The sequence below is a fragment of the Asticcacaulis aquihabitans genome, from assembly GCF_032490435.1.
Lineage (GTDB): Bacteria > Pseudomonadota > Alphaproteobacteria > Caulobacterales > Caulobacteraceae > Asticcacaulis.
In genome coordinates, this window is the sequence record NZ_JAVGWM010000002.1 from 203,703 (window position 1) to 230,235 (window position 26,533).

Below are 26,533 nucleotides of genomic sequence, written 5' to 3' on the forward strand. Positions count from 1 at the left end.
TACACAGCATTTCGGCAGAGCTGCCGGCATCCGTCGGCCCGCCACAAAATATACGACAGTCGGCATTGACATAGCCGGTCCATTTATTTAGTTTTCTAACTAATTAAATGGACCCTGCCCCATGCTGTCGCCGCACACGCTAAATCAACGCACCCTTACGGCCTTGTTGCCGCCGTTGACACGCGCCTATCGCAAACAGATCGACCGGGCCTTCCTCAGTCTCGGCGTGTCGCATACGCTCGGCCTGCCCGTCATGCTGCTCGGCCGGCTGGGCGACGGCGTACGCCAGGGTGGGCTTGTTGAGGCATTGGGTATTGAGCCACCCTCTCTGGTTCCGCTGCTGGACCAGCTTGAACGTGCCGGCCTGGTCGAACGCCACGCCTGTGCCGAAGACAAACGTGCGAAGACCCTGCATTTGACCCCCGCGGGCCGCGAACTGGCGGCGCGTGCCGAAGCCGCCGCGGAACGGGTGCGCTCAGCCCTTCTCGACGGCATCAGTGTAGAAGACCTGGACATCGCCGTGCGCGTGCTCGGCCGGTTTCGGGACAATATGGAAAGCACGAGTTAGGCCCATGATGCGCCTGCGAGAATGGTTGTTCTCCGCCAACAGCTTCTTGGCGGCGATGCTGGCCCTCTATATCTCCCTGGTCATCGGTCTTGAGCGGCCGTTCTGGGCCATGGCGACTGTCTACATCGTCAGCCAACCGATTACCGGCACGGTCCGCTCCAAGGCGGCCTATCGCTTCGGCGGTACGCTTATCGGTGCGGCGGCTTCGGTCTGGCTGGTGCCGTCACTATCCAATGCGCCTGTTCTGTTGTCGATCGCGCTGGCGCTCTGGGTATGCGCCTGCCAATTCCTGTCCTTGCTCGACCGCACGCCACGCAGCTACCTCTTCATGCTGGCCGGGTACACCGCCGCCCTAATCGGCTTTCCCAGCGTCGATCATCCGGACCAGATTTTTTCCGTAGCCCTGCTGCGCGCGCAGGAAATAGGCGTCGGCGTGTTGTGCGCGTCCTTGGTCCATACCGTCTTCTTTCCACGCAGCGTCGCCACCGTGCTGACGGCCAAGCTTGAGGCCATATCCGCCGATGCCCAGGCCTGGATCATCAACGCGCTGTCAGGTCATGTCCTGCCAATGACCGCGCCGCAACGCCGCACCATTGCGGCCGATATAACCGAATTGCACATGCTGGCCACCCATGTGCCCTACGATACGGACGCCCAACGCCCGACGCGGGCCGCGCTCGCCGCGTTGCAGGATCGCCTCATGCTGCTGGTGCCCCTGATTTCAGCGCTGGAGGACCGAATACAAAGCCTGAAGCAGGTACAAGGCCTGACACCGGCGCTGACCGCCCTGCTGGAGGGTCTGCGCGCCTGGGTGGCCGCTGACAAGCGTGAGGATCCGGTGGCGTTGCGCACCGAAATCGACCAGTTGAGCGCACAAACCCCGCCGCAGGGCTGGTCGAACCTGCTGACCCACAATTTGCTCGCCCGGTTGACCGAACTGATTGACCTGTTGCGACTGTCGCGTGAACTGAGCGACGCATTAAGCAAGCCAGCCGCCGCGCTTAGCCCCGAAGCCCAGACGCTTGTGGGCCAGCGCATCGCTCGGCCGCTGCACGTCGATTACGGCATGGCCCTGCTATCGACCTTGGCGACCTTCGCGGCCACTGTCGGTTGCTGCCTGTTCTGGATCATGACCGGTTGGCCCGAAGGGGCCATAGCTCCGATGATCGCTGCCGTCATGTGCTGTTTTTTTGCCACTATGGACGATCCGACAATCGCCCAGCGTGGTTTCCTGACCTGGACGGTCGCCTCCCTGCCGCTGATCGCCCTCTATCAGTTCGCGCTGCTGCCTGCAGTGCACGGTTTTATCATGCTGAGCGTCGTGCTGGCGCCGCCTTTGCTGATCATGGGCGCCTTGCTGCCCTCGCCCAAATGGTACATGCGCATGATGCCGATGGTCATGGGCTTCACCACGGGCCTGGCACTGACGAACACGTTCTCGGCAGATTTCGCCGCCTTTCTTAACGCCAATTTCGCTCAGATTACAGGTGTGGCCGCGGCCATATTCGCCACACGATTACTGCGGGTGGTCGGGCCTCACACGGTGGCCCGACGCGTCTTGCGGGCGGGTTGGCGCGAACTGGCGGCCATCGCCGCCGCTCGCTATCGGATCAGCGCCGGGGAGTGGACCGGCCTGATGCTGGATCGCATACAGCTTCTGGCGCCCCGCCTGTCCGGCGCCTCGACACATGACCGGCTGGCAGCGTCGGACGCGCTACGCGATCTTCGGATCGGATTGAACCTATTGATCCTCAAGGATCTGGATGGGCCTCAAGACAATCATATCGACGCGGTTCTGGCCGATGTTTCCCATCATTTTGCCGCCCTGGAGCGCGACGAAGGCGTGAAACCGGACAGCGACCTGCGCCTTCGGATCGACCAGGCGCTGAGCGAGCCGCGTCCTTTGCCCACCCTCGTAGCTTTGACAGGCCTTCGCCGCAATCTGTTTCCCGACGCTGCACCGCCCCTGCCTGAGATGACCGCATGACCGAAGAACTGAATATCGCCGGTGTCTATATTCATCCTCTGCTTGCCGCCGCCATCATGGCCTTTATCGCGGCCCGACTGCTGGAATGGGGCCTGCAAGTGCTGGGCGTCTACCGCTGGGTCTGGCACCGCGGCCTGTTCGATATTGCCCTGACCATCATTCTGTGGGGCGGTTTTGCCTACCTTTTGACCTTGACCTGATGTGTGTGTGCTATGCCAAACGTCGATAAATCCCTGCTGATCCGCCTGGTTCCGACCGTCATCGCGGTCGTCGCCGCCTGCTTTGTGGCGCGCGCCCTGTGGCATCATTTCGAAGACGAACCCTGGACACGCGATGGCCGTGTTCGTGCTGATATCGTGCGTATCGCACCGGATGTCTCCGGCCTGGTCACAGCCATCGCGGTGCGCGATAATCAGCCTGTGAAGACGGGCGACCTGCTGTTCACCATCGACCGTCCGCGCTATCAGCTGGCCGTAGATCAGGCCCAGGCCGCCCTGACCGCCCAGATGCCGGCGATTGCCGAAGCCCGGCTTGAGTCTGCCCGCAACCATGCACTGGGCGATCTGGTCGCTACCGAAACCACTCAGGCGGGGGACGCCAAGGTCGCCCAGTTGACGGCGGCCTTGGCGCAATCGCGTGTGGCGCTGGAGACGGCACGTCTAAACCTGGCCCGGACGGAAGTCCGCGCGCCCATAGACGGTACCGTTACCAATCTGACCCTACGTCCCGGCAACTACGTCACGGCGGGCCACCCCGAATTCGCCGTCATAGACAGCCGGTCACTCTATGTCGTCGGTTACTTTGAAGAAACCAAGCTAAAACACATCGCGCTTGGCGACCCGGTGCGCGTGCGGCTAATGGGCGATGATGCCGTCATCCGCGGCCATGTCGACAGTATTGCCGGCGGCATCGACGAACGGGACGGCGGCACGGGACAAACCCTGCTGGCCAACGTCAATCCGACCTTTTCATGGGTAAGGCTGGCCCAGCGGATTCCGGTCCGGGTGCATATAGATACCTTGCCCGCCGCTGTCACCCTCGTCGCCGGTCGCACGGCCACGGTAGAGGTTCTGCGCAAGGGAAGCCGCTGATGCGCCGCCTTGCTCTCGGCCTGTTGAGCCTGATGTTAGCCGGTTGCGCCAGCGCGCCAGTATATAGGCGCGCGGATGAAGCCGCCATCAACCGGCCGACCGCCAGCACCGCCTTCATCAACGGCGAAAATCCGGCCTTCGCCGCCCACGCCGTTCCAGGTGAATGGTGGAAGCTGTATGACGACGCCCGCCTGAACGGCCTTATCCAGGACGCGCTCAAGGCAAATACCGACCTGCGCGCCGCCAGTACACATATAGCGCGTGCCCGCATCGGCCTCGATGTCGCCAAGGATGACGCCGGTGTGAAGACCGAGCTGTCGGCCGGCCTTGAATACGGTCAGCCGGCGGCGCAGGAGTATCTGCTGTTGGGCGAACATTTGCCGAGCGATTTTCTGTACACGGCCTCCGCTGGCGTATCCTATCAGGTCGATCTGGCCGGACAGGTCAAATCGGCGATAGATGCGGCGCGGTCCGACGTCTCCGCAGCCCAGGCCACCTATGACGCCGTGCAAATCAGCGTCGTCGCCGACACGACGCGCGCCTGGTTGGATGCCTGCGCCACCGGCCACCAGATCGACATCGCTCATCAAGCCCTGGCTTTGCAGCAGGAGAGCAGCGAACTGGCTCGCCGTCTGGTGGCGGCCGGGCGCGGTGGCGCCAGCGATGTTACCCGATCCAGCGGCCAGGAGGCGCAGGTGCGTGCCGCCCTGCCCGTGCTTTTGGCGGCGCATCAGGCGGCCCTTTATAGATTGGCCGCCCTGACGGGCCGGACTCCGGCGGAGTTGCCCACCGATATCGGCACCTGCAACACCCTGCCTCATCTGTCCCAACCCATACCTGTTGGCGACGGCGCCGCCTTGCTTCAGCGCCGTCCCGATGTCCGAGCCCGGGAAGCCGAATTGAGAGCGGCGACCTCGCGCGCAGGTGTCGCCAACGCGGCGCTGTACCCGCATATTGCGCTGGGCGCTTCGGTGGGATCGGTGGGGCTAGCCAGCGATTTTTTGCGGTATGACACGATGAAATACGGCCTGGGCCCGCTGATTAGTTGGGAGTTCCCCAATCGGAAGCGGGCCAAGGCCGCCGTTGCCACGGCGCAAACCTATATCGACGAGACGTCTGCTCGCTTTGACGGCACGGTGCTCGGGGCCTTGCGTGAAACCGAAACTGCGCTCAATACCTATGCCCGCGACCTCGACCAGCGCGCCGAACTACAGGCAGCACACGACCACGCGGTGGAAAGCCTGAGCGAAACGCAACGCCTGCAAAAGGCCGGTCGCGTCAGTGTGGTGCCCGTCCTCGACGCGCGCCGGGCGGTGGTCCAGGCCGATCAGACCCTGGCCGGCGCCGATGCCCGATTGGCCGCCGATCAGGTCCAGCTCTTTTTGGCCCTGGGCGGTGGCTGGCAACACTAGAGACGGCTCAGCTGTCCCCGTAAAGCAGGGCATAGAGATCGACATGGCCGCTTAGAAGATCGGCGCAGGGAACCTGCTCATGACCGACGCCGACGCTCACGGACTGGGTCCAGGCATCGACCAGATCATCGCGCAGGTCGGATGCACCACGCGCCAGTAGGCCGGTCAGAAAGGCCGGACCGCGCGGGTCCGCGCCCTTGAAGCCGCCTGCCTTTTCGAGCCGGTACAGTGGCTCCAACTGCGCGAAATTACGCATCAGGCGCCGGGCAATACAGGTTGCCTGCGTGGTGTCGCACGCAGTATAGGCCGACATCTTCGACTGAACGGCCTCTGCCGTCACATGATCGCGGGTATATACACCTTCGATCGGCCAATGGATCGCCGCGGTCGTGAAGCCGGCCGGGTTGGGGTAGTCACCCCACCCGTTGCTGTGAAGCGACAGATGCATCGGCTGGGTGGCGTCGCCGACATAATGCGACAGGAGGCCGATATCGCGCAGCATCAGGTTTTCCCGGCGCAGACGCATGGCCGCCAGCCAGGCCCTTCGCGCCGGATCGGTTTCCCGGCTTTCGGCCAGGGAAATAACGCGCCAATAGGCCATGTCTTTGGCGATCTGCTGCCAGGCATCAAGCGTGCTGTAGGGCAAGTAACCCGCCTTGGCCGGAACAATGCCACGGGCGCGCAGGGCCGCTTCATAATCCGACCGCGTCGCCGGTAAATTTTCGAGCGTAACGCCCGCCAGGGTCAGGCCGTCATCTGCCAGCGTGATGAAATGGGCCGGATCGCGTTCGGCGTCATGGACGACACCGGACCCGCGCCACAGATCCGGTTCACGCGAATATTCACCGACATCCAAAATAGCCGCCGGTGAGCGCAAAAATGCCGGCATGCTGGCTGGCAAGGCGCGCAGGGCCGCTTCACCGACCATCCGGTGACCGCCGTCGCCCCAGGCGAAGACCGAGGCAGGCGTGCCGATCAACACGAGGACCGCGAGTCCGGCAGCGGTAAGGGTTTTATGCATCGACATCGGATCATCTTTTTTAAAAAATGCCGCCGCAGTGAACCCCGCGGCGGCCAGTTGGGCGCAGGCAACGCTATCGCCTGCTGCCGACGGTCTAGAACTCGTAGGTCGCCCCCAGGGTGAAGGTGCGGCCGCTTTTGGTGTAGGATGTCGAACGCTGCGAATACCGATCGGTGTACTGGTCAATCGGTTCGTTGGTGAGGTTCAGCCCTTCGACGACGATCTTCAGCGCCGAGGTGACATTGTAATGGGCGGCGAAATCGACATTGTTGGTGGCCTGGAAGCCGGAACCGATATTGCCGTTTCCGCCGATGCCGTCGAGGTAGCCGCTGCGGTAGGCGCTGGAAATACGTGCGCCCCATGTCGCCGTTTCATAATAAATCGTGGCGTTCGACGACCATTTCGACAGGTTGGACAGGTCGAAGGTATAGGTCACGCCATCGACCTTCGCGTCGGTCTCACCCGTGGCATAGGTGACATTGCCGGTGAAGCCCAGCTTGTCAAATGGCGCGGGCAGGAAGTCGAAATCGCGCTGGACGGCCAGTTCTGCGCCCTGGATGGTCGCGCCCGCACCATTTACCGGCCGCGAGAAGCTATAGATGGTGTTGGCATCCTGGCCTGGACCGACCAGCGAGAGCGGATAGCCGGTAGAGCCGTAGGGTACAGACGCGGTTTCCGACGTGATGAAGGAATCCATCTTCTTGTGGAAGACGCCCAGTGAGACATAGCCCTTGCGGCCCATGTAGTATTCCCAGGAGGCTTCGATCGAATCTGCCAGGAAAGGGTGCAGGTTGGGATTGCCGGCGCTGACCGAACCGCCGAACGGGGTGAAGCTGACCGAACCCGCGGCCTTCAGGTCGCCCAAGGACGGACGGCTTATGTTGCGATTGGCCCCCAGACGTACGATCATGTCGGGTGTGAGGTTGAGCGCAATATTCAGCGCCGGCAAGATGCCGTCATAATGGCTTTTGATGACAGCGGGCACCAGGCCGTTATTGGTCGCCAGCGTGCCGGCCGATGTCAGGTCCGTTGAATAGTAACGAACACCCGCATTGGCGCGCAGCGCCATGCCGGACACAGTGGTGTCCAGATCATACTGGACATAGGCCGATGTCGTCTTTTCGCTGAGCTGGAAGTTTGTGCCGGCCTGATCGTTGGCGCCGGTCAGGTCGCGCAATTGACCGGTGGCGGCAAAGGTGGCATCCACATCGGCAACAACGTAAGGGGCCAGGGTTTTGTAATCAAATACCTTGGTTACCGCCTTCGGCACGACCGGCTTGTTATACCAGTCGACGCGTTGGTACCGCTGCCAGCCTTCGTTGCCGAAGTCCTTGTACTCAATACCGAACTTCACGGTATGGGCAGGACTGAAATCATAGCGGCCGTCGATCTTGGCGGTCTTATACTCGCTCATGATGTAGTCTTCGCGGGCGTCGGCACGCATCAAGCCCCAATTGGCGGCGTTGGTGATGTCGAAGTCATAGGTATTCTTGCCCGGATTGCCGCTGCGGAAATCGTAGGACACGCCACGATTGACCGATTGCAGGAACACCTTGTCAAAGATGGGCTCGACGAACTCGGACTTGGAATAGCCCAGCAAGCCCTTGAAACTCAGCGCATCCGTCACCTGATAACTGGCCGTATAGACCGCCTGGGTGAAGGTGGTTTCATCGTAGGAATGCTTGGCTTCCGACCGCGTATCGACGCCGGTCCATTTCGCGTAGACCAGGGTGTCGCCCTGGATCACGGCTTCCTGCAGCTTCTGGGTACCCTTGACATCGCCGGTCAGGGCGTTGACGCCGGCATTGGTCATCGAATATTCGTTACGATCGTTGCTGAGCTTGCCATACAGGAGGTCAAGGCTCATTTCGACGCGGTCGTTGGGGCGATATTGCAAGGCGCCGGTGATGCCCAGGCGCTTGCGGTGGTCATACCAGGTCGAATAGGTGGCCGCCTGCGGGGCGGAAATGCGGTCCATGCCAGTGGCGGTGGACAGGCGCAGGGCGTCCGCTGCGGAAACGCCCGAACCGATATTGGCGGCGTTGACGTTGATCTTCGTCCAGTTCCAGTTGCGATAACCGTATTCGTTGACGTCGTTTTCCGAACTGGCGACCGACAACAGCGCGCCGAATTCCCCTGCCGAAGTGGACCAGCGGTTGGAAATCAGCCCGACGATACGCGGCGTGACGGTGTCGGTATTCGAATTGGATTGGGCCTTGGCGCTGACAACGGCCTTGAAGCCCCGGTAGTCGAAGGGACGTGCGGTGCGCAGGCCGATGGTGCCACCGATGCCGCCCTCGTCCTGCTCGGCAGCATAGGACTTCTCGACAGTCACGCGATTGAACAGTTCAGAGGCGAACAGACTATAGTCGAAGCTGCGGGTCCGGCTGACGGAGCCGCGGTTGTCAAAGCCGGAAGACGTATTGCCCAGCACTTCCATGCCGTTCAGTTGGGTGCGCGTAAAGTCCGGTCCCAGACCACGCAAGGAAATCTGGCGGCCTTCGCCGGCATCGCGGGTAATGGCGACGCCCGCCACGCGTTGCAGAGACTCGGCCAGGTTCAGGTCGGGAAAGGCCGCTATATCGTCAGCAACAATGCTGTCTTGCGTACCGACGGCGCGGCGCTTGATATCTTGTGCGCGCCCCAACGAGGATCGGAACCCGGTGACCACGACTTCCGTCGCCACGTCATCGACGAGTTCAGTTGCCGGCACGGATGCAGGCGCCACCTTGGCAGGTGCGGGAGTTACCTCGCCGACCTTCAGGACGACGGTATGACCGTCATCGGACGCCACGACCAGGCGGGTCCCCTTCAGGAGTTGTTTCAGGGCCTGCTGGCGCTCCAGACTCCCTTTCAAGGCCGGCGTGCGGATACCCGCCAGGGCGTCCGCCGGAGCCATGATCTGGATGCCGGCCTGCTGAGCAAATTGCGGAATGGACTTCACGGCCGATTGGGCCGGCAGATCGAAGGTCCGGTTTTGCGCGAAGGCTGGCACGGCGAGGCCAAGGCCCGCGACGGCAACACCGCACATGAGTAGACGTCGTAAAAGCTTGGTGGTCATCATAATATCCCCATATGATCTCTAAGCGAAAGTCTTTCGGCCGCGACAAGAACATCGCTGCCTACCTGTGTTAGAGAAAAAAGGAATACCGGCTCCGCCACGTGTCAAAAAAATTTCATATAAACTGAAGGCATAAGATCAAATTTTCTAAATTCTTTATTTGTACAGAATAAATACGTCACCTTGCATCTTTATACTGGCGCCGAGACTGACCGCGGCAGCGCGGGCAAAGCCTTCGACATCCTTGGCCGCAAATAGTCCGGAAATGCGCTCGCGTTCCAAGGCCTTGTCTTGAATGACGATCCGCCGGGGTGAATACCGGGCGAATTCAGCAACGGCGTCCGCCAGGCGGTCACCTGCAAATGACAATTGACCTTCCCGCCACAGCAGAGCCTGTTGAATGGCCTCCGACGGCAGGGTGGAGATATTGATCAGTACCTGGCCACTATCGCCTTTTGCGTCCGCCAGCCGGATGATCGCCTCCTGGTCGGGATCGACGAACACGCCGCTTTTCTCGCTGGACCAAGAGCCGGACGCGCCAAAACCGCCCCAGGCATCGGTCAAGGCCGTGAGTGACTGCGCCAGCCGGGACGGCGGGCTTTCGAGCGCGACCCGCCCCGAGGTGACGCGAACCTTCATTTCGGTGGCATCGACCAAACGAACGGTATAGGCTGTGCCGACGGTTCGCACCTGCGCCATTGGACCCGTGACGACGAAAGGCCGATCCGGCGCCTTGGCGACTTCGAAATAGGCCTCACCCCGCAGCAGATGAATACGTCGGGCCGTCTTGCCGTAGTCAACCGTCAAGGCGGTGTCGGTGTTGAGCGTGATGCGTGACCCGTCTTCAAGGGGGATTACGCGGACCTCGCCAAGAACGGATTCGTATAGTCGTGCTGGCGCGTGTTTGGCGCGCGGCCACAAAAAGAACAGCCCCCCGATCACACTTGCGGCCATGGCGGCCATCACCCTTCGCCGGGTCAGTTCGCCTGCCTGTGGCAGGCGCCGCGCTTGCAGGGCGTCGCTGACCTGCGGGCTAAGATAGATGGCGCGCGCACGGGCATAGGCGCCGAAACAGCGCGGGTCGCTGGCCAGCCAGGCGTGGAATGCGTCCGTATCTTCCGGATTGGCATCCAGCCGCGCCACCCATTCGGCCGCCTGGTCATCAATGGCGTTAGCGATGGGGTGTAGTGGCGTCACGCGCATCCGGTTCCTTGTCCTGCCTGGGGGTGCCGCTGATGGACACTGTCTTTCGGGCGGCGTTCTGGAGCTGTCCGCCCCGCCCAAACTGCGCGAGCAAGAGCTTGATGCCCCGCGAGATATGTTTTTCGACCGTATGTTCGGACAGCTTCATCCGGCGAGCAATGTCCTGCTGCGACAGCCCCTCGACGCGACGCAGGATAAAGGCCTGACGGGTCTGGCGCGGCAAGGCGTCTATGGCGGTGCGGATCATCGCCAGTTCGTCACGCGCCAGCACCGTATCTTCAGGTGACGGATCGTCATGCGCGGCTTCCAACATGCCGACATCGGCGACGGCGGTTATGGGAACAACTCGCGACTGGCGTAATTGCTGAAGAACGACCGAATAGGCCACCTGGAAACTATAGGTCTTGGGATTCCGTACGGCGTCCACGCTGTCCTTTGCCGCAAGGATCGCATAGGTTTCCTGTACGATATCGTCGATATCGACGCCCACGGATTTACCCCTCAGCCAAGACCGCAGGGCCGGCTCATGCGGCACCACATGGCGCGCCAGCCACAAGGCACGTCCGTCGCTGAGCGGCTGCATGGGATTACACTTCGCAATGACTTCAAAATTTGGCATCTAAAGGTTAGATGCGACGCGCGCGTGACACCCCCATCTGTCATAAAAATTTGATATAACCCGATCCCAGAACTGAGGCGTAGGGCTGCGCGCATCAATCCGCAGACTTTGTTCTCAGCGCCTGCCTTTAGGCGTCAGATTATCGAGATTGGACCATTTAATCCGACTCACGTAAGTTCATGCAGATCGCGCCGCCCGGCGTGCTGAACCATAGGATATTTTCATGAACACTACCGATCTCGTTGAAAAGCTCGCCGCCGCACACAGCCTCACCAAGGCAAACGCGAAAACTATCGTTGACGACGTTTTGAAGGCCATCACCGACGCCGCCGTCGCGGGTGAAGAAGTCAACTTCCCCGGCTTCGGCAAATTCAAGACAAAGGACGTGCCGGCGCGCGAAGCCCGTAACCCGGCGACCGGCGCCACCATTCAGGTCGCCGCCTCGAAGAAGGTGAGCTTCCAGGCTGCCAAGGCGTTGAAAGACAAGCTGAACGGTTAATTTCGCGCATCCCTACGGATGCCGACTCCAGGCTTTTAAAACAGCCGGCACCGATGGTGTCGGCTGTTTTTTTCATATATCACGGACGGCGACAAAGATCAGGTCAGCGTCAGGCAGGCGTCAGGGCTTGAATAAATGTCACCAACTGCCGGGCTTGGGTAGCGACGGCACTTCGCAAACTGGCGTCCAGGATCTGCCCCTCATTATCGAAGATGGAACTGCTGGTCGCGGCGACGCCCATCGGTGTCGGCCAGCCCCGCAGGGCATGGACGATGTCACGCATGGCGGACAAGGTAGCCCCCGCCCCTTGCCAGCCGCCTGCGGCGACCACAATTCCCACGGGGCGGCCATCGAGAAAGACACGGGTGTCCGATTGAAGGTCGGCTGTCAGATCAATGGCATTCTTCACAAGACCCGACACACCGCCATGATAGGCGGGTGTGCCGATTACGATTCCGTCCGCGATCCTCACGGCCTCGACGAACGCCTGTTGCGCCGGCGTGCGCACAGGATTTTCCGGTGCGTAGTGCGGCAGGCTCACCAGCAGGTCGGCCCCGAACAGGCGAGTTCTCGCGCCGGCCCGCTCCGCTTCCGTCAAGACGGCGCCAACCAATCGTTCGGAGGTCGAATGGGCGCGGGTTGTGCCGCCGAAGCCCACGATAAAGGGCGAACTGGTCGTCACGCGGTCCTCGCCAGTTCGGAAAACGAAATCTGTTCCGCCTTGGCCGCCAGCAGCGGACCGAAATCGATCCAGTCGTGGACGTCCACCCGGGCGTCGATCAGATTATGACGGTACAGAAAGTCTGCCTGGCTTTGCAAGGCATCAACCCGCGCCGCATTCAAATTGACGTCAAAACTGTTCGACAGACGCGGACCGTAGCCACGGCGGACACTTTCGGGTGTGGTACTGGTCTCAACCGCGATCACGTCCGCGACCGCCGGTGCATGACGCACCGCCCAGTCGGTGGCCGCATTCAGAACCTGAAGGTGCGCCTTGACCAGATCGGGATGGTCGTCAAGCAAGTGGCGATGAACGGTAATAGGTCGCGGCGTACCGTTATTCACGCGCAGGGTCGGATCGTCGATGCTGTTGATATCCAGCACGACATCAAGTCCATGCGCCTGCTGAAACAAAATGGCGTTCGATCCCTTGGCGTAGATAATATCGACCTCACCGGCGAGCAGCGCCCTTTCGGTGACCTGCGAACCTGTACCACCGATGCGGCTCTGGTTCTGCCAATTCAGCGGTGGCGCGACGACGTCCGTCAAGGTCACGTCATCCAAGGTCAGGCCCTCCCGTGCGAGGGCCGTATCGAAGGCGCGCAGCGCCATCGCTCGCCAGACATCTATTTCCCCGGCCGCTTTGGACAGGCCCAACCGCTTGCCTTGCAGGCTCTCCCCCTCTCCCGGACGGGCCAGCAGAACCTGAACCTCATCCAGCCATGTCAAACCAACGACCACTGTATGGTCCCTGCCGTCACGTTTCAGATTGTCGGCGCGCGTCCATAAGGGATGCACATTCCCGCCTTCTCGGATCAGCGTCTTGATACCGTGATAGAAATGCTGCGACCTCAGTGCCGGCTGGCGACTATCCTGCAAGGTGCTGACCTTATAGCCGTACGGCGCGAACGCTGCCTCAAACCAGCCCTGTTTCAGGCCGATGGCGGTGCCCGTCGGAAAGGGGCCGCGGGTCAACCAGACGGTGTCGGATGGTACAAGCGGAATAACAGGCTGGTTCATGGCTGACTCTCAAAACGGCAGCCTTTATTCCTATTAATTCAGTATGATTTCAATCGAGAAAATTTCGTCCTTGCCGGCACAAAATCTAAAGCACGCCGAGTGTGGGCTGTTGAACGGCATCGAAAAGTGTCGTGCGATCGAGTATGTCCGAGGCTTCGCGACGCACGCGCGACATGACCCGCCGCAATTCGCAGGCCTTCTCGTCCTTGCAATCGTCGCAACGCTTGTAGAAGTTTTGGCTAACGCAGGCCAATAGGGCCAGCGGCCCGTCAATGTGGCGCATGATGTCGCCAAATGTGATCAATTCGGCGGGGCGAGACAAGCGATATCCCCCGCTTTTGCCGCGTGCGCTTTCGACCAAGCCATGCTGGCGCAATTCCGACATGATGCCTTCGAGAAACTTACGCGGAATGTTTTCCTCGCTAGCCAGAACACTCACCTGTTTTGGGATGCCGGACGAGTCACGTGCGAGATTGAGCATGGCCTTCAGCGCATAGCGGCAGCGTTGGGAAATCATTGAGGCATCGGCACCTTGTGAGACTCAACTGTCTATAGGCTTCTGGCACCAAACTGCCAACCGCTGTTATGCGGACGCGTGTGCCACCGGCCGGGTTGCATCCGCGCTCCAGGCGGACCAGGACCCGATAAACAAGGCCGCCGGAATGTCTATAATGGCCAAGGCCGCGATATCATGGGCTGCCGAGACACCGCTCCCGCAAGAGACGCCGATATGCGCCCCATCGCGGAACGCGTATCGTGCCCGCAGCGCGTTATCGGGTAAAAAGCGGTCGTTTTCATCAAGATTGCCACTCGCCGGCAGGTTACGCGATCCGGAAATATGCCCACCGCCAAAGGCTTTTTCATTTCGGGCATCGACAAGGATATGATGGCGCGCATAGGCATCGGCGCCATCGGCGTCGATTTGTGCCATGTGTCCGGCGCTGAGTGTGGCGGAGCCCGTCGCGTTTCGCGGCTGAAGTGGCGCGAACGGCAACTCTGCCTCCTCCCATGCCGCCTGGCCGCCATCGAGGAGTCGGACGTTTGCGAGGCCCGCCCATTTCAATGTCCACCAGCCCCGCGCCGCCGACAGGTTGCCATTGGCGTCATATAGAACAACCGGCGTATCGTCATTGATACCCCACGAGCGCACGTTAGACTGCAAATCTTCTATGGACGGCAGAGGACGCGCCCCCTGCAATCCGCCACCGGCACCCGCAAAGGCGGAAGGCTCTACCGCGACGGCGCCCGGAATACCCTCGCTGACAATACCGACGGCGAGGATCACAACCGAATCCAGTTGCGCATTGAGGTCCGTGGCCGAGATCAAAACATCCTGACGAGACATGGCCATTTTACTCCGCGGCGACAGACGGACGGGCCAGTGTATTTTCGGGGCGCTTGAGGCCAAGATGATGGCGGAAGGTCGGGCCGCTATACTCCTTGCGGTACAAGCCCCGTTCCTGAAGAATCGGGACGACCAAATCAGCAAAAGCCGTTACTGTATCGGGATTGTACGCCGGAAAAATATTGAAGCCATCGCATGCCTTGGCTTCGAACCAGTGCTGAATATGATCGGCGACCTCGACCGGATTGCCGACCACACCCCCAATCTGGCCAGAGGCGGCCAGGATAAGGTCTCGATAGGTGATACGGGCACTGCCGGTAACGGTGCGGCGGGTCAGTCGCGTAATCGCCTCAAACAGGCGCTGGCCATCCTCATTGGCGTCGGCCCGCACCTGGGGATCGACCAGATCATCCGGCGCATGGTCCCGCACATCAACGCCGATCGTACGCGACACATTGGACAGATTACGTTTGCCCCTGCCACCGAGTGCACCATAGCGCTTATGTTCCTCCGGCGTATCCTCGGAATCGAGAATGACAAAGCTGTTGAGTTGATCGTAGATCGCCACAGCCTCTTCCGTGGTCGGCGCAACGATGACCTGCAAGCCCGGCAGAATGGCGATGTCGTTCTCGCTGCGGCCATACTTTTTCGCGCGGGTTTTGATATCGCCGTAATAGGCTTTCGCGACGGCGATATTGGGTCCGGCCGCAAAGATGACGTCGGCATCACGTGCGCCCAGTTCGCGGGAGCGGTCGGACGTCCCCGCGTGCAGGATGACGATGTGCCCCTGGGGCGGACGCTCGACATCCAGCGCGCCGTCGATTGAAAAATAGCGACCGCGGTGGGCGACGTCGCGCACATCGCCGCCGTCCCGGCTGTCCCAGAGTTTCTTCGCGACCTCGACAAATTCGTCGGCCCAGTCGTAACGTTTTTCGGTGTCCCAGTGCTCGTCTCGACTGAAATTGGCGGCGGCGATCTCATCAGCTCCGGTGACGAGGTTCCATGAGGCGCGACCGCCGCTCAGATGATCGAGGGAAGCGGTCAGGTGAGCAATGTTGTACGGATCATAATAGGTTGGATTGGCCGTGACCACGATGCCGATATGGCTGGTAGCCGCCGCCAGAGACGACGCTGAAATGAAGGGCTCCAAACGCGACATCTGAGACGGATTGGTCGTCTGCAAAGCCGGATCGGAGGCCAGGCGGTCGCCGAGAAACAGGAAGTCAAACTTCGCGCCCTCGGCGATCTGCGTCACCTTCTGCAGGAATTCGATATCGAAGGGTGCGGTTTCGTGCGCGGTCGGCATACGCCAGCCGGACGGATGGGTGCCATTGGCCCAGAACATCAGGCCGAAGTGGAGTTCGCGTGTATCGGACATGAAGAGCCTCCTAAGCTGCGTAACGGTTTGCGGGCTCTGCAAAGCCCAAATGATCGCGCAAGGTGACGCCGGTATAGTCCCGAGCCAGCAATCCGCGCGCCTGCAATTCGGGGACGACGCCACCGACATAAGCCGCCAAGGCGCCGGGCGCCCCAAAATGCAGGTTAATGCCATCGAGTTTCACCGTTTCCGCCAGAGCTTCGATGCGATCGGCGATAATTCCGGGCTCGCCATCACCGGGCGCCAGGTCTGCAAATACCCGTGCGGTACGGCCCGCGCTATTCAGACGGGTGCGGATTTGATCGGCCTGACTGCGCAGGTCCACCGCGGGCCTGGCATCGAGGAAAATAAGGTCGGCTTCGCGCACCGCCAGATCTGTGGAAATATCGTCGCGCGCGGTCAGGGCCACAACGGCGTGACCTTGCGGCGACCGCGCCACGTTCAGAGGCCCCTTTATGCGGAACAGATCGCCATTGTGATGGATGGCGTGAATTTTCGCGCCATCGACATACTCGCCCGTCGTCTTGTTGCGGACAAAGGCGCCCGCTTCCCAGCTATCCCATAGCTTGCGCAATATCTCGACCACCTCTTCGGCCCGTGCATAATGGGCCTCTGCACTACGCTGAGCTTGGCTGAAATGGCTATGGGCGGGGCGCTCGGCGCCCGTCACCAACTCCCACCCTGCTCGGCCATGCGTGACATGATCAAGAGAGGCGATTAGCCGCGCCAGATTGAAAGGCTCATAATAGCTCGTGGATGCCTGAGCGATCAGGCCGATACGACGCGTTCTGGTGGCCAGAAAGGAGGCCGTAGTGAAGGGTTCTGTCCGCGCATCGCTATTGACGCCCGACAGAGCGCGTTCCTGAAAACGGATAAAATCAAAAACCCCGGCTTCGGCCAATTGTGCCTGCGCGGTCAACTGATCGGGATCGAACGCATTGCTAACGTCCCTAGGCGAAAAAACATAACCGAATTTGAGCGGGTTACCGGCGCGACCGGACGACAATGACATGGCTGGGCCTCTGAATTTCAGGGAGGAATAGGGATCACCTGCGTCAGTACGCTGGGCGTCATTATCATTGGCATAAATCCAATATCATACTAGGTCAATATGAATTAAATCGTCAAACAAATTAGACTTTCTAACGTGACAGGGGGCATTTTTAAATACATATGAGTATGAATTGACTCACTGCAATCAAGGATATCGACATGCCTCAGATCGGCACATTCACCGTCACCCGACAAGGCTTTGGCGCCATGGGCCTCTCCCACAACTATGGCCACGCCGACGAAGCTGAATCGCTGGCCACACTTAACCGCGTCCTAGAGCTAGGCATCACCTTTATCGATACCGCCAATGTCTACGGCAACGGCCACAACGAAGAGCTGGTCGGCCGGGCCATAAAGGACCGACGCGACGGCCTGGTCATTGCATCCAAGTTCGGCATTGTCGGGGGCGGCGTTTCGGCCGAGGGCGCCAACGGCAAGCGCGTTGCCGGCGATCCCGCCTATGCCCGCGCCCAACTGGACGGCAGCCTGAAACGCCTGGGCGTTGAACAGATAGACATCTACTACGTTCACCGCATCGATACGACGGTACCCATAGAAGAGACCATCGGCGAACTGGCACGCCTGAAAGCCGAAGGCAAGATCGGTGGCATCGGCCTGTCCGAAGCCACGGCCGACACTATTCGGCGCGCCCACGCGGAACACCCGATCACCGCCCTGCAAAGCGAATATTCGTTATGGACACGCGATGTCGAAGCGGAAATCCTGCCGACCGTCCGCGAATTGGGTATCGGCTTCGTCCCATTCAGTCCGCTTGGCCGTGGCTTCCTGGCGGGCGCGACCGCACCCGAAGATGATAAGGATGTCCGTCATCGCCATCCGCGCTTCCAGGGCGACGCCGCACAGATCAATGCTGCCCGCCGCGCCATTGTCGACGACATCGCACAACGCCTTGGCGCTACCACGGCTCAGGTTTCCCTGGCCTGGGTGCTGTCCAAGGACGTGGTGCCTATCCCCGGGACGCGCCATGTCCGGCACCTGGAATCGAACTGGGCAGCAAACGATCTGGTCCTCGATGCCGACATCATCGCTGAACTGGAAGACGCGTTCCCGGTGGGTGCCACGGTCGGCGCCCGGTTCCCCGAAACCGCTCCGGCCCAAGGCCCGTCTTAAAACGGGTGGACCTGGCGGGCTATAAAATTACTTCCAAAGCTTCACTGCCACAGAGGCGACGAGGCCACCGATCTCCGCATTATCGAGGACCAAGACAGCGCCACTTCGCTCTGCCAACATACGGGCGATCGTCAAACCGAGCCCCGCGCCTTCCGTGCCGCTGTCTACGGATCGATCCAGCCTGACAAACGGGCGCATCGCCGTCTCCCTGTCGGCTTCGGGTATCCCGGGCCCGTTATCTGTCACCTGAATGTAAATGACATCGCCTTGTGCCAGAGCTGACACCTCGGCCGAGCCACCATATTTGAGTGCATTATCGATAAGATTGGACAGGCAACGCTTTAATGCGGCCGGATGGGTTGCCACTGTGCCATCAACTACGGGCCCAAGAGTGACTGGTTGACCCGCGTCACGCGCGTCCTGGCACAGGCTTTCCAGTAGGGAGCCTATATCCAGGGGCTGCAAAGCTTCCGTCGCGGCGCCGATCCGTGCCAGCTCCAAGCCATCTCGAATCAATTCCTGCATCGCAAAATAGTCTTGCAGAAGTTCCTCCCGCAAAACGCTGTCCTGCACCTTTTCAAGGCGGAGACGCTGACGTGTCAGCGGTGTTTGAAGATCGTGTGTGATGGCAGCCAGCATGAGTGTGCGCTCCTCGGTCTGAGTCTTAAGCCGCATCTGCATCAGGTTGAACGCCTTTGCGGCCTGTTGCACTTCTGTCGGCCCCTCAATGATCAACGGCGCTCTGTCGATATTGACGCCTAGCCCCGCAGCGGCTTCTGCCATACGGCGTATCGGATAGGTGGCTTTGCGCGACACCCAATAGGCCAGCCCGAGGGCCGCAAGGACTATCAACGGCAATATAAGTGGATCGAAGGCGCGGCGGTCATTGGGCGGTACCGGAGGCGTGGGGACAGGCACAAGGACCGGCGGTCCGGCATGATATTGCAAGGCAGCCACTCGGCAGCCCGGTCCTAAAGGTCTCGGGGGTGCGGCGGGTAGTCCCATCGCCGGTGTCTTTTCCCCCGTCCGCCTTGGCGGAACGGGAGCAGGCGTGCAAACGTCCGGGGCTGCGTAAACGGTCACGGTTGGCGCGTCGGACGCCAGGCGCGCCCTGACTCGTTTCGTGACGCGCTCGTCGATGGGCCATTGATCCACGGAACCAGGCCCATTCCCTTCTAAGGAAGGGATACCCGCCATCTGATCCGCCGACGAACGGTCAAGCCGTGCAATCACGTCGAGGACTCTGTCGGCGACCCGCTCCTCGTATTCGCGCCTTGCGCTATCGCGCCGGTCATAATCTGCCAAAAAAAAAGCCAGAATGGCAGCGACCGACATCCCGATCGCCAGCAAGGCAAAGACCTGCACGCCCATGGATTTAAAGGCAAACCCGCCCTTCATAGCTCGTGTTCGACAGGGCACGCCAAAACGTAACCTTCGCTCCTCACGGTTTTGATGAGGCTGGGTGTGCGGGCATCGTCACCCAGCTTGGCACGCAGACGGCTGATTTGGAGGTCCACGGCACGGTCAATGAACTCGCCCGGCTTGGCCCCCCCGGCCCTCGCCAGTTGCTCCCGGCTTAGAACGATGTTGGCATTGTCCGTTAAGGCTCTGAGGTACCGGAAATCTGCGCCTGACAGCATAATGACGCGACCGGCACTATCGATGAGATGGCGACGCTCCAGATCCAGGGTCCAGCCCTGAAAATGGGCACGACGAGCCTGAACCTGTTCGAGTTGTGACTGGCTTCTCTGCTGCCTGCGCAACACATTGCGTATCCTTGCGGTCAGTTCGCGGGGCTCAAAAGGTTTGGTCAGGTAATCGTCCGCACCCATCTCCAGACCCACGATACGGTCAATCGGATCGCCTCGCGCCGTCAGCATGATTACTGGCAATTCGGATTTGGCCCTGAGGTTTCGGCACAAGGTAAGGCCATCCTCACCTGGCAAATTCAAATCCAGAACGACCAGATCATAGGTGTCACGTTCAAGCGCCTTGATCATGGCGCGGCCATCCTCCGCTATGCGGCAGGTGAATCCGTTCCCTTCAAGATGGTCGCGCAGAAGCGTTCGAATATCGTGGTCGTCATCAACCACAAGCACTGAAATTTGACTGTCCATCGCATTAATATAAACCGGCCCCAACGAGCATGGTGTAAATTTATTGTACCAAACTGTATGCCTACCCCGCCTCGGTACAGTTCGGTACAAAACGGCGCGACGGCTTACATTTCGTTACGCCCTTCGCCTTTCGAGTGCCACCAGACACAACGACGATGAGCCTTAGACGCTGTTCATAGCGTCTTCCTAGAGGAGCCATCCATGACACACCTTTCTATTAAACACGCCGGACGGGTCGCACTCACGCTTACCCTGGCGGTGATCACGACGGCCGTCGCCGTCGCCCCGGGGTTTGCCCAACCCGTTCCCCCAGCCGCGACGACCGCACCCCCACCGCCCGCTGAAGACGGCGCTCCGCCACCGCCGCCGCCCGTTGGTGACGCTGAGGCTCCACCGCCCCCCCCGGTGACAGCCGGTCGGCCGGATAAAGCCCCTCCGCCTCCGCCACCTCCGGCACAGGGCCCTGCACGCGGCGAGCGGCACAGGGCGCACAAGGGAAAAGCCGATCGCCCACCCCCGCCGCCCCCACCGTTGGCACAGCCCGAGGCCAGGCCGCCGGCGCCGCCCAGCAACCAATAATATCCCCCGGATATCTGGCGGCGCCGCTGATGCCTGTGGCGCCGCCGAACCATTGTTTTTCATACCCATCGCCGCGCAAAAACGGTAAGAGGCCGATCCACTCGAGTTTTGAACGGAAAAAATTGGCATGGCGACACGTGTATATGGCTGGCTGCAAGGCGTCTTGCCTGTGTTGGTGCGCGACAAATTGCTTCTGGCCTTGCTGGTTGTCCTCGGCGTTTTGCTGTGCTTGCTCCCGTCAGGTTTGCCGCAGATTCCGTCTCTCATCGACTGGCCAACGATGGCGGCCCTTTGCGGTCTGCTCATGCTCACCAAGGCATTGGATATGTCGGGCGCACTGCACTGGCTTGCGGAAATCGTCGCCACGCGGATGCCTGATCAGAGACGGCTGGCTCTGGCCCTTGTCGTCATGGCAGGTCTTCTGTCGATGGTGCTGACAAATGACGTGGCCCTGTTTGTCGTTGTTCCCGTGACCCTGGCGCTGGCCCGGTCAACCGGAACGCCCGCGACACGTCTGATTGTGTTCGAAGCCCTGGCCGTCAACGCGGGCTCGGCACTAACTCCGATCGGCAATCCGCAAAACCTCTACCTGTGGCAAATCTCCAAAGTCTCCTTCGCGGACTTCATGGTACATATGCTGCCGCTCGTTCTGGTCTTGGGTATCGTTTTGCTGGGTCTGACCGCACTGACGTTCTCAAGCCAAGCAGTCACAATCAAAACGTCACCGGACGCACCATCGGCAGGCATTGACCGCCCATTGTGCATTTTGGCGCTGGCTCTGTTTCTGCCCTTCCTGGTGGCCACCAACTTCGGCGAAGCCTTGTGGGCCGTGGCAATAATGGCCGCTCTGTTCCTGTGGTTTCGACGATCCGTACTTATCCATTTGGATTGGGGCCTGCTGGTGACATTCCTGTTGATGTTCGTCGATCTCGGCCTAGTATCAAAGCTTCCCGCTGTGGAGAGCCTTTTGCGAGCCTGGCACCTGGAGGTGGCAACTCATCTGTATTGGGCTGGGATAGGCGCTTCACAAGTCATCAGCAATGTGCCGGCAACCATTGCGCTTATGGGCTACGCCAAGGACTGGCGCGCGCTGGCCTACGGCGTCAATATTGGCGGCTTCGGTATATTAATCGGGTCGCTGGCAAACCTGATCGCGCTCCGGATGGCGAACGATCGAAAGGCTTACGCGATCTTTCACCTTTATAGCCTGCCCTTTTTAGCTGTGGGGGCAGGCGTTGGATATCTGATCCTGTTTGGATGGGGCGCGTAAGAAGGGCGCTTTGGCGCAGCCGCGTAGAAAAAAATGATAGATGTATATTCCACCTCCACCTAAGGTGGGCCAAGCCAATAGACGTCACGCGGAGAGACGGAATGTCGACAGAAAAGGTCAAGGGACCTGCATCCTATTTTCCTTCCATTGAGCAGAAATATGGCAAGCCGATCAGTGAGTGGCTCGAGGTTCTGGCCGGCCTGAAAGATTTGAAGCATGGCGAAATGGTCACCTTCCTGAAAGAGGCGCATGCCATGGGGCACGGGCACGCCAACGCACTGGTGGCCTATTATCGCGCCAGTATAGGACAAGGCTGACAAGGTTTCAGACCTCATCAAAGACCGGGCGAACGCGTGAGTTGCTACCGTTTGAACGCCACTCTGGCTTGGGCCACGAGCTCGCGAATAATGCACCCGTCGGCATGATCATTGATAAGGCCCATCGCCTGCATGAAGGCGTAAACCGTCGTCGGACCAACGAAGGACCAGCCCCGCTTTTTCAGGTCTTTCGACAGCGCAATCGACGCAGCAGAGATCGACGCGGTCTGCGGTTCGGCCAAGTCATTCGTTTTTGGCTCGAAACGCCAGACATAGGCGGCAAGCGATCCCTCTTGTTTCACCAAATCCTGCGCTCGCCGCGCATTGTTGATGACGGCAGCGATCTTACCGCGATGACGAACAATGCCCTTGTCCGTCAGCAGTCGTTCGACATCCGTATCAGTAAATGCAGCGATCCGATCGAAATCGAAGTCATGAAACGCGGCGCGGAAGTTTTCCCGCTTGGCCAGGATTGTCCGCCAACTCAGCCCCGACTGAAAGCCTTCGAGACAGAGCTTCTCAAACAGGCGATGATCGTCATCGACCGGAAACCCCCATTCGGTGTCGTGATAGAGGAGGAACTCCGGCGCCGCCGCGCACCAGCGGCACCGGAGACGCCCGTCAGGGCCAGGCAATGTCGCATTCATGGTTCAGACCTTGAGGAAGGCGAAGCGCTCGTCTGTGCGCCCGGGGGTTATGGTCAGGATTTCCGCATTAACAACGCCTTCGGCAACAAACGGATCGGCCTGAACGCGTGCTTCGATATCGGCGAGCGCCGCATTGTGGGCCAAAATCGCCCCTCCCGCATTCGGCTGGAGGCTGCCAGCCAACAAGAACACCCCGTCGTCGAAGCCCTTCTTGATCCAGGCATTGTGGCCCTCCATCCATTGCGGGGCCTTTGTCCTGTCGGCAAACCGAAGGGTAATAACGAACATAACGGCGCCTCAGGCAGGTTGGTTGTGATCTAGGCTGGAGGCGGCAGGGGACTGCGTGAACAACCACGCCTCCATATCCGCCACCTCGCGCTGGATGAAATCTTCGTCGCGAAAAGCGGTGGCAAGTGTCGCTACGCCCTGGCTGCGCATCAGTATGTGCAGGGCCAGCGCATCGGCATCAGCCGCGCGGCCAAGGGCGACGAATTGTCGTGCCAACCATCGGCGAAACAAGACGAACAGGCCGGCGGCATCAGTCTGGGCGGCATGGTCGAGCTTCGCCAATTCGTTACAGAGCGTACCCACGGGGCAGCCATGCGCCATGATCTTTGACTGGTTTGCTATGAGGATATGGATAAAGCGGCGGATCAGTTCCGCAGGCGACGGCCCGTCCGTCTCCCAAGATTCAAGCATCGCCCCGGTATCCGTCACGCGCTGCGCGATGACAGCGTCCAGGATCTCATCCTTGGTTCTGAAGTGATAGTAGAAATTGCCGCGCGAGAGACCGACATCTTTCGCGATATCGGCAAAGGACGTAGCCTCGAAACCGCGCTCATAAAAAAGCCGGTTGGCGACGTTGACAATCTGCTGTCGGGTTTCACCCGCACTCATCTCTGGTCTCCAAGATCATGACCTAACGGCAACGACCTGCATACTTGGCCATAGGACAATTGTCCTAATTCGTCAACAGCTACGAACACCAACCATAAATTCAGGCGGTTGCTGACATATCCGAAATGCTGACGCGGTCATTTGCGATCACGCACCTCCAAATCCACATTGCGAATGCGCAGGCTGTTGCCGATAACGGACACGGAGCTGAACGCCATGGCGGCAGAGGCCAGTATCGGAGACAGAAGCAGACCGAACGCCGGATAAAGGACGCCCGCCGCGATTGGTACACCGATAAGGTTATAGGCGAAGGCAAAGATGAGGTTCTGTTTGATATTGCGCATGACGGCGCGGCTCAAGACACGCGCTCGGACGATGCCGCCAAGATCGCCCTTGACGAGGGTAATGCCGGCACTCTCCATGGCGATGTCGGTTCCGTTGCCCATGGCGATGCCCACCGTAGCGGCAGCAAGGGCCGGCGCGTCATTCACGCCGTCTCCGGCCATTGCCACCTTGCGGCCGGCCTTAATCAGGCGCTCGATGACGTCGGCCTTGCCCTCTGGCAAAACATCCGCCTCTACCTCATCAATGCCCAAGTCTTTCGCGACCGCTTTCGCGGTAACGCCATTGTCTCCGGTCAGCATGACCAAACGCAGGTGCTCGCCCTTCAACGCTGTCAGGGCGGCCACGGTCGATGCCTTTACAGGGTCGGCCACGACGATGATACCGACGGGCTTGCCATCGACCGACGCATAGATGGCGGTTTGCCCCTTATCGCGATAGGGCTGGGCAAGTGCAGACAGCCGACCGTCTTCATTTATGAGCGCGGCATTGCCAAGGGCGATGTCGACACCGTCGACGTGTCCGGTTACACCCTTGCCCGACGGGGCCTTGAAGTCAGAAACCGAAAAAAGGCTAGCCGCCTTATCCTTGGCGCCCTTGACGATGGCATCGGCGATCGGATGCTCGCTGACGGCTTCGAGGGACCCCGCCAAGGACAGAAGCCTAATGGCATCGAAACCGTCGATAGTCTTGACGTCTATCAGCTTTGGCCGCCCCTCCGTCAGCGTGCCAGTCTTGTCGAAGACGAGCGTATCAATACTTTCAAAGGCTTCCAGAACAGCCGCATCACGGACAAGAATGCCAGCCTTCGCGGCGCGACCGGTGCCAGCCATGATGGACATGGGAGTAGCGAGCCCGAGCGCACAGGGACACGCAATTATCAAGACGGCTATGGCGTTCAGAATAGCGTAGCCAAGTTTAGGTTCCGGCCCCCAAACCATCCAAGCAACAAATGTCACCGCGGACACGGCGACGACGGCCGGCACAAAATAGCCGGATACGACATCGGCGACGCGCTGGATGGGGGCGCGCGAGCGTTGAGCCTGACCTACGCGGGCGACGATCTGCGCCAGCAAGGTATCGCTGCCGACCCGCGTGGCCTTCATGATGAACCCGCCCGATTGGTTGAGCGTGGCGCCCGTAACCTTATCGCCGGGACCTTTGCTCGCCGGCATGGCTTCACCAGTAAGCATGGATTCATCAACGTGACTTGTCCCTTCGGTCACCTCACCATCCGTCGGGATTTTTTCACCCGGGCGCACGCGCAGGAGATCGCCGACCGCCACCTGGTCAAGGTCGACGGTCTCTTCGTCTTCGCCGGTCAGGCGATGCGCCGTGGCGGGCGCGAGCTTGAGCAAGGCCCGTATCGCATTACCGGTTTGAGCGCGCGCCTTTAACTCTAGCACCTGACCGACGAGAACCAGCGTGGTGATAACTGCTGCGGCTTCAAAATAAACCTCGGGTCCCATGCCCATGGGATGAGGGAAGACGCCCGGCACCAGAACCGCCACGACCGAGTACACCCATGCGACCAACACGCCCAAGGCGATGAGGGTAAACATGTTGAAATGCCGCGTCTTCAGCGACTCCCATCCACGAACCAGAAACGGCCAGCCGCAGCCGATGGCCACCGGCGTCGCCAGGATCATCTGGATCCACACCGATATCCCGTCGGGAATGTATTTCGACAAGCCAAAGTGCGCGCCCATGGCAAGGACCGCGACCGGTACGCTCAAGGCTGTCGCGATCCATAACCGCCGCGACATATCCTTCAGTTCGTGATTTTCCGGCGCTTCGAGCGTAATGCGTTCTGGCTCCAACGCCATGCCGCAGATAGGACAGGAACCAGGACTGTCTTGGCGGACCTGCGGATGCATGGGACAGGTGTAGATGACGGCTTCGCCCGCCTGCGGCATGGGTGAGGGATTGGAAGGCTTATGATGGGCGCAGTGGTCCTGATCGTTACTGTGAACCCTCTTGGCGGCGGAATGGCAACAGGATGCGGCAGCAACAGCTTCCGTCACGCCTCCATCCTTCGTTTTACCCTCCGCCGGCACAAGGGTCATGTGACAGATCGGGCATGAGCCCGGACCGTCTTGACTTATCTGCGCGTGCATAAGGCAGGTGTAAAGGCCGGTGCCTGGCTTCGCATCGTCGTTCCTGGAGTCTGGCGCCGCTTCCGGGGTGCCGCCGTGACAACAGGACACCTTCGGGGTATCAGACTCTGAACCGGTCGAGTGTTCGTGCGACATTGTC

Annotated in this window: 25 protein-coding genes; 9 read left to right on the forward strand and 16 right to left on the reverse strand. The window is 60.3% G+C overall.

What is annotated here, in order from left to right; all coding sequences use genetic code 11:
* Nucleotides 1-121: 121 nt before the first annotated feature.
* From RCJ00_RS07880 to RCJ00_RS07900, 5 genes are read left to right on the forward strand one after another with little or no spacing between them, the layout of a single operon-like run.
* Entirely contained in the window at nt 122-568 is a 447-nt protein-coding gene (locus RCJ00_RS07880; RefSeq protein ID WP_316221253.1) for a MarR family winged helix-turn-helix transcriptional regulator, read from the forward strand.
* A gap of 4 nt (nt 569-572) precedes the next feature.
* Nucleotides 573-2,555, forward strand: coding sequence for an FUSC family protein (locus RCJ00_RS07885; RefSeq protein ID WP_316221254.1), 1,983 nt, complete (start codon nt 573-575; stop codon nt 2,553-2,555).
* Nucleotides 2,552-2,755, forward strand: a complete 204-nt coding sequence (locus tag RCJ00_RS07890; RefSeq protein WP_316221255.1) for a DUF1656 domain-containing protein — start codon at nt 2,552-2,554, stop codon at nt 2,753-2,755. Before RCJ00_RS07885 ends, RCJ00_RS07890 begins: the two co-directional genes overlap by 4 nt.
* A 12-nt stretch (nt 2,756-2,767) precedes the next feature.
* Complete coding sequence (locus tag RCJ00_RS07895) at nt 2,768-3,646, forward strand: efflux RND transporter periplasmic adaptor subunit (RefSeq protein ID WP_316221256.1); 879 nt, start codon at nt 2,768-2,770, stop codon at nt 3,644-3,646.
* Entirely contained in the window at nt 3,646-5,058 is a 1,413-nt protein-coding gene (locus RCJ00_RS07900) for an efflux transporter outer membrane subunit (protein WP_316221257.1), read from the forward strand. Before RCJ00_RS07895 ends, RCJ00_RS07900 begins: the two co-directional genes overlap by 1 nt.
* Before the next feature lie 7 nt (nt 5,059-5,065).
* Here the strand turns inward: RCJ00_RS07900 and RCJ00_RS07905 are convergent, their stop codons facing one another.
* The 4 genes from RCJ00_RS07905 to RCJ00_RS07920 all read right to left on the reverse strand — a co-directional run bounded on the left by RCJ00_RS07905 (nt 5,066) and on the right by RCJ00_RS07920 (nt 10,926).
* On the reverse strand, nt 5,066-6,085 hold the full coding sequence (locus RCJ00_RS07905) for a hypothetical protein (RefSeq protein ID WP_316221258.1): 1,020 nt from the start codon (nt 6,083-6,085) through the stop codon (nt 5,066-5,068).
* A gap of 88 nt (nt 6,086-6,173) precedes the next feature.
* On the reverse strand, nt 6,174-9,143 hold the full coding sequence (locus tag RCJ00_RS07910; RefSeq protein WP_316221259.1) for a TonB-dependent receptor: 2,970 nt from the start codon (nt 9,141-9,143) through the stop codon (nt 6,174-6,176).
* Nucleotides 9,144-9,296: 153 nt separating this feature from the next.
* Nucleotides 9,297-10,337 (reverse strand): FecR family protein, encoded by a 1,041-nt coding sequence (locus RCJ00_RS07915; RefSeq protein ID WP_316221260.1) that lies wholly within the window; start codon nt 10,335-10,337, stop codon nt 9,297-9,299.
* Entirely contained in the window at nt 10,312-10,926 is a 615-nt protein-coding gene (locus tag RCJ00_RS07920) for an RNA polymerase sigma factor (RefSeq protein WP_316221261.1), read from the reverse strand. Before RCJ00_RS07920 ends, RCJ00_RS07915 begins: the two co-directional genes overlap by 26 nt.
* A gap of 259 nt (nt 10,927-11,185) precedes the next feature.
* On the opposite strand from RCJ00_RS07920, the gene RCJ00_RS07925 reads away from it, so the two are divergent.
* Entirely contained in the window at nt 11,186-11,461 is a 276-nt protein-coding gene (locus tag RCJ00_RS07925; protein ID WP_023457115.1) for an HU family DNA-binding protein, read from the forward strand.
* Nucleotides 11,462-11,570: 109 nt separating this feature from the next.
* Here the strand turns inward: RCJ00_RS07925 and RCJ00_RS07930 are convergent, their stop codons facing one another.
* The 6 genes from RCJ00_RS07930 to RCJ00_RS07955 form a co-directional block, all read right to left on the reverse strand.
* Nucleotides 11,571-12,143 carry an NADPH-dependent FMN reductase gene (locus RCJ00_RS07930; protein ID WP_316221262.1) on the reverse strand — a complete coding sequence of 191 codons (573 nt, stop codon included), beginning with the start codon at nt 12,141-12,143 and terminating at the stop codon, nt 11,571-11,573.
* Complete coding sequence (locus RCJ00_RS07935) at nt 12,140-13,201, reverse strand: ABC transporter substrate-binding protein (RefSeq protein ID WP_316221263.1); 1,062 nt, start codon at nt 13,199-13,201, stop codon at nt 12,140-12,142. The genes RCJ00_RS07930 and RCJ00_RS07935 overlap by 4 nt, the downstream gene beginning before the upstream one ends.
* 85 nt (nt 13,202-13,286) lie before the next feature.
* A complete protein-coding gene (locus tag RCJ00_RS07940) occupies nt 13,287-13,718 on the reverse strand; it encodes an RrF2 family transcriptional regulator (protein ID WP_316221264.1) in 432 nt (143 codons plus the stop codon).
* 66 nt (nt 13,719-13,784) lie between these two features.
* Nucleotides 13,785-14,546, reverse strand: a complete 762-nt coding sequence (locus RCJ00_RS07945) for a sulfurtransferase (protein ID WP_316221265.1) — start codon at nt 14,544-14,546, stop codon at nt 13,785-13,787.
* Between the two features lie 7 nt (nt 14,547-14,553).
* A complete protein-coding gene (locus RCJ00_RS07950) occupies nt 14,554-15,924 on the reverse strand; it encodes an NtaA/DmoA family FMN-dependent monooxygenase (protein WP_316221266.1) in 1,371 nt (456 codons plus the stop codon).
* A gap of 10 nt (nt 15,925-15,934) precedes the next feature.
* Entirely contained in the window at nt 15,935-16,936 is a 1,002-nt protein-coding gene (locus RCJ00_RS07955; protein WP_316221267.1) for an LLM class flavin-dependent oxidoreductase, read from the reverse strand.
* A gap of 200 nt (nt 16,937-17,136) precedes the next feature.
* Between RCJ00_RS07955 and RCJ00_RS07960 the strand changes: the two genes are divergently transcribed.
* The gene (locus RCJ00_RS07960) at nt 17,137-18,108 is read left to right on the forward strand and encodes an aldo/keto reductase (protein WP_316221268.1); all 972 of its coding nucleotides are present in this window, start codon (nt 17,137-17,139) and stop codon (nt 18,106-18,108) included.
* A 27-nt stretch (nt 18,109-18,135) separates the two neighbouring features.
* Here RCJ00_RS07960 and RCJ00_RS07965 read toward each other — a convergent pair whose 3' ends face one another.
* Nucleotides 18,136-19,506, reverse strand: coding sequence for an ATP-binding protein (locus tag RCJ00_RS07965; RefSeq protein ID WP_316221269.1), 1,371 nt, complete (start codon nt 19,504-19,506; stop codon nt 18,136-18,138).
* A complete protein-coding gene (locus RCJ00_RS07970) occupies nt 19,503-20,225 on the reverse strand; it encodes a response regulator (protein WP_316221270.1) in 723 nt (240 codons plus the stop codon). Before RCJ00_RS07970 ends, RCJ00_RS07965 begins: the two co-directional genes overlap by 4 nt.
* 706 nt (nt 20,226-20,931) lie before the next feature.
* On the opposite strand from RCJ00_RS07970, the gene RCJ00_RS07975 reads away from it, so the two are divergent.
* Together RCJ00_RS07975 and RCJ00_RS07980 are read left to right on the forward strand one after the other, a co-directional pair.
* A complete protein-coding gene (locus RCJ00_RS07975; RefSeq protein WP_316221271.1) occupies nt 20,932-22,074 on the forward strand; it encodes an SLC13 family permease in 1,143 nt (380 codons plus the stop codon).
* 101 nt (nt 22,075-22,175) lie between these two features.
* The gene (locus RCJ00_RS07980) at nt 22,176-22,391 is read left to right on the forward strand and encodes a DUF4287 domain-containing protein (protein WP_316221272.1); all 216 of its coding nucleotides are present in this window, start codon (nt 22,176-22,178) and stop codon (nt 22,389-22,391) included.
* A 44-nt stretch (nt 22,392-22,435) separates the two neighbouring features.
* Here RCJ00_RS07980 and RCJ00_RS07985 read toward each other — a convergent pair whose 3' ends face one another.
* The 4 genes from RCJ00_RS07985 to RCJ00_RS08000 form a co-directional block, all read right to left on the reverse strand.
* Nucleotides 22,436-23,038, reverse strand: a complete 603-nt coding sequence (locus RCJ00_RS07985; RefSeq protein WP_316221273.1) for a DNA-3-methyladenine glycosylase I — start codon at nt 23,036-23,038, stop codon at nt 22,436-22,438.
* 3 nt (nt 23,039-23,041) lie between these two features.
* Nucleotides 23,042-23,326, reverse strand: coding sequence for a YciI family protein (locus RCJ00_RS07990; protein WP_316221274.1), 285 nt, complete (start codon nt 23,324-23,326; stop codon nt 23,042-23,044).
* A 9-nt stretch (nt 23,327-23,335) separates the two neighbouring features.
* The gene (locus RCJ00_RS07995; RefSeq protein ID WP_316221275.1) at nt 23,336-23,935 is read right to left on the reverse strand and encodes a TetR/AcrR family transcriptional regulator; all 600 of its coding nucleotides are present in this window, start codon (nt 23,933-23,935) and stop codon (nt 23,336-23,338) included.
* 137 nt (nt 23,936-24,072) lie between these two features.
* Nucleotides 24,073-26,394, reverse strand: a complete 2,322-nt coding sequence (locus RCJ00_RS08000; RefSeq protein WP_524524938.1) for a copper-transporting P-type ATPase — start codon at nt 26,392-26,394, stop codon at nt 24,073-24,075.
* Between the last annotated feature and the right edge of the window lie 139 nt (nt 26,395-26,533).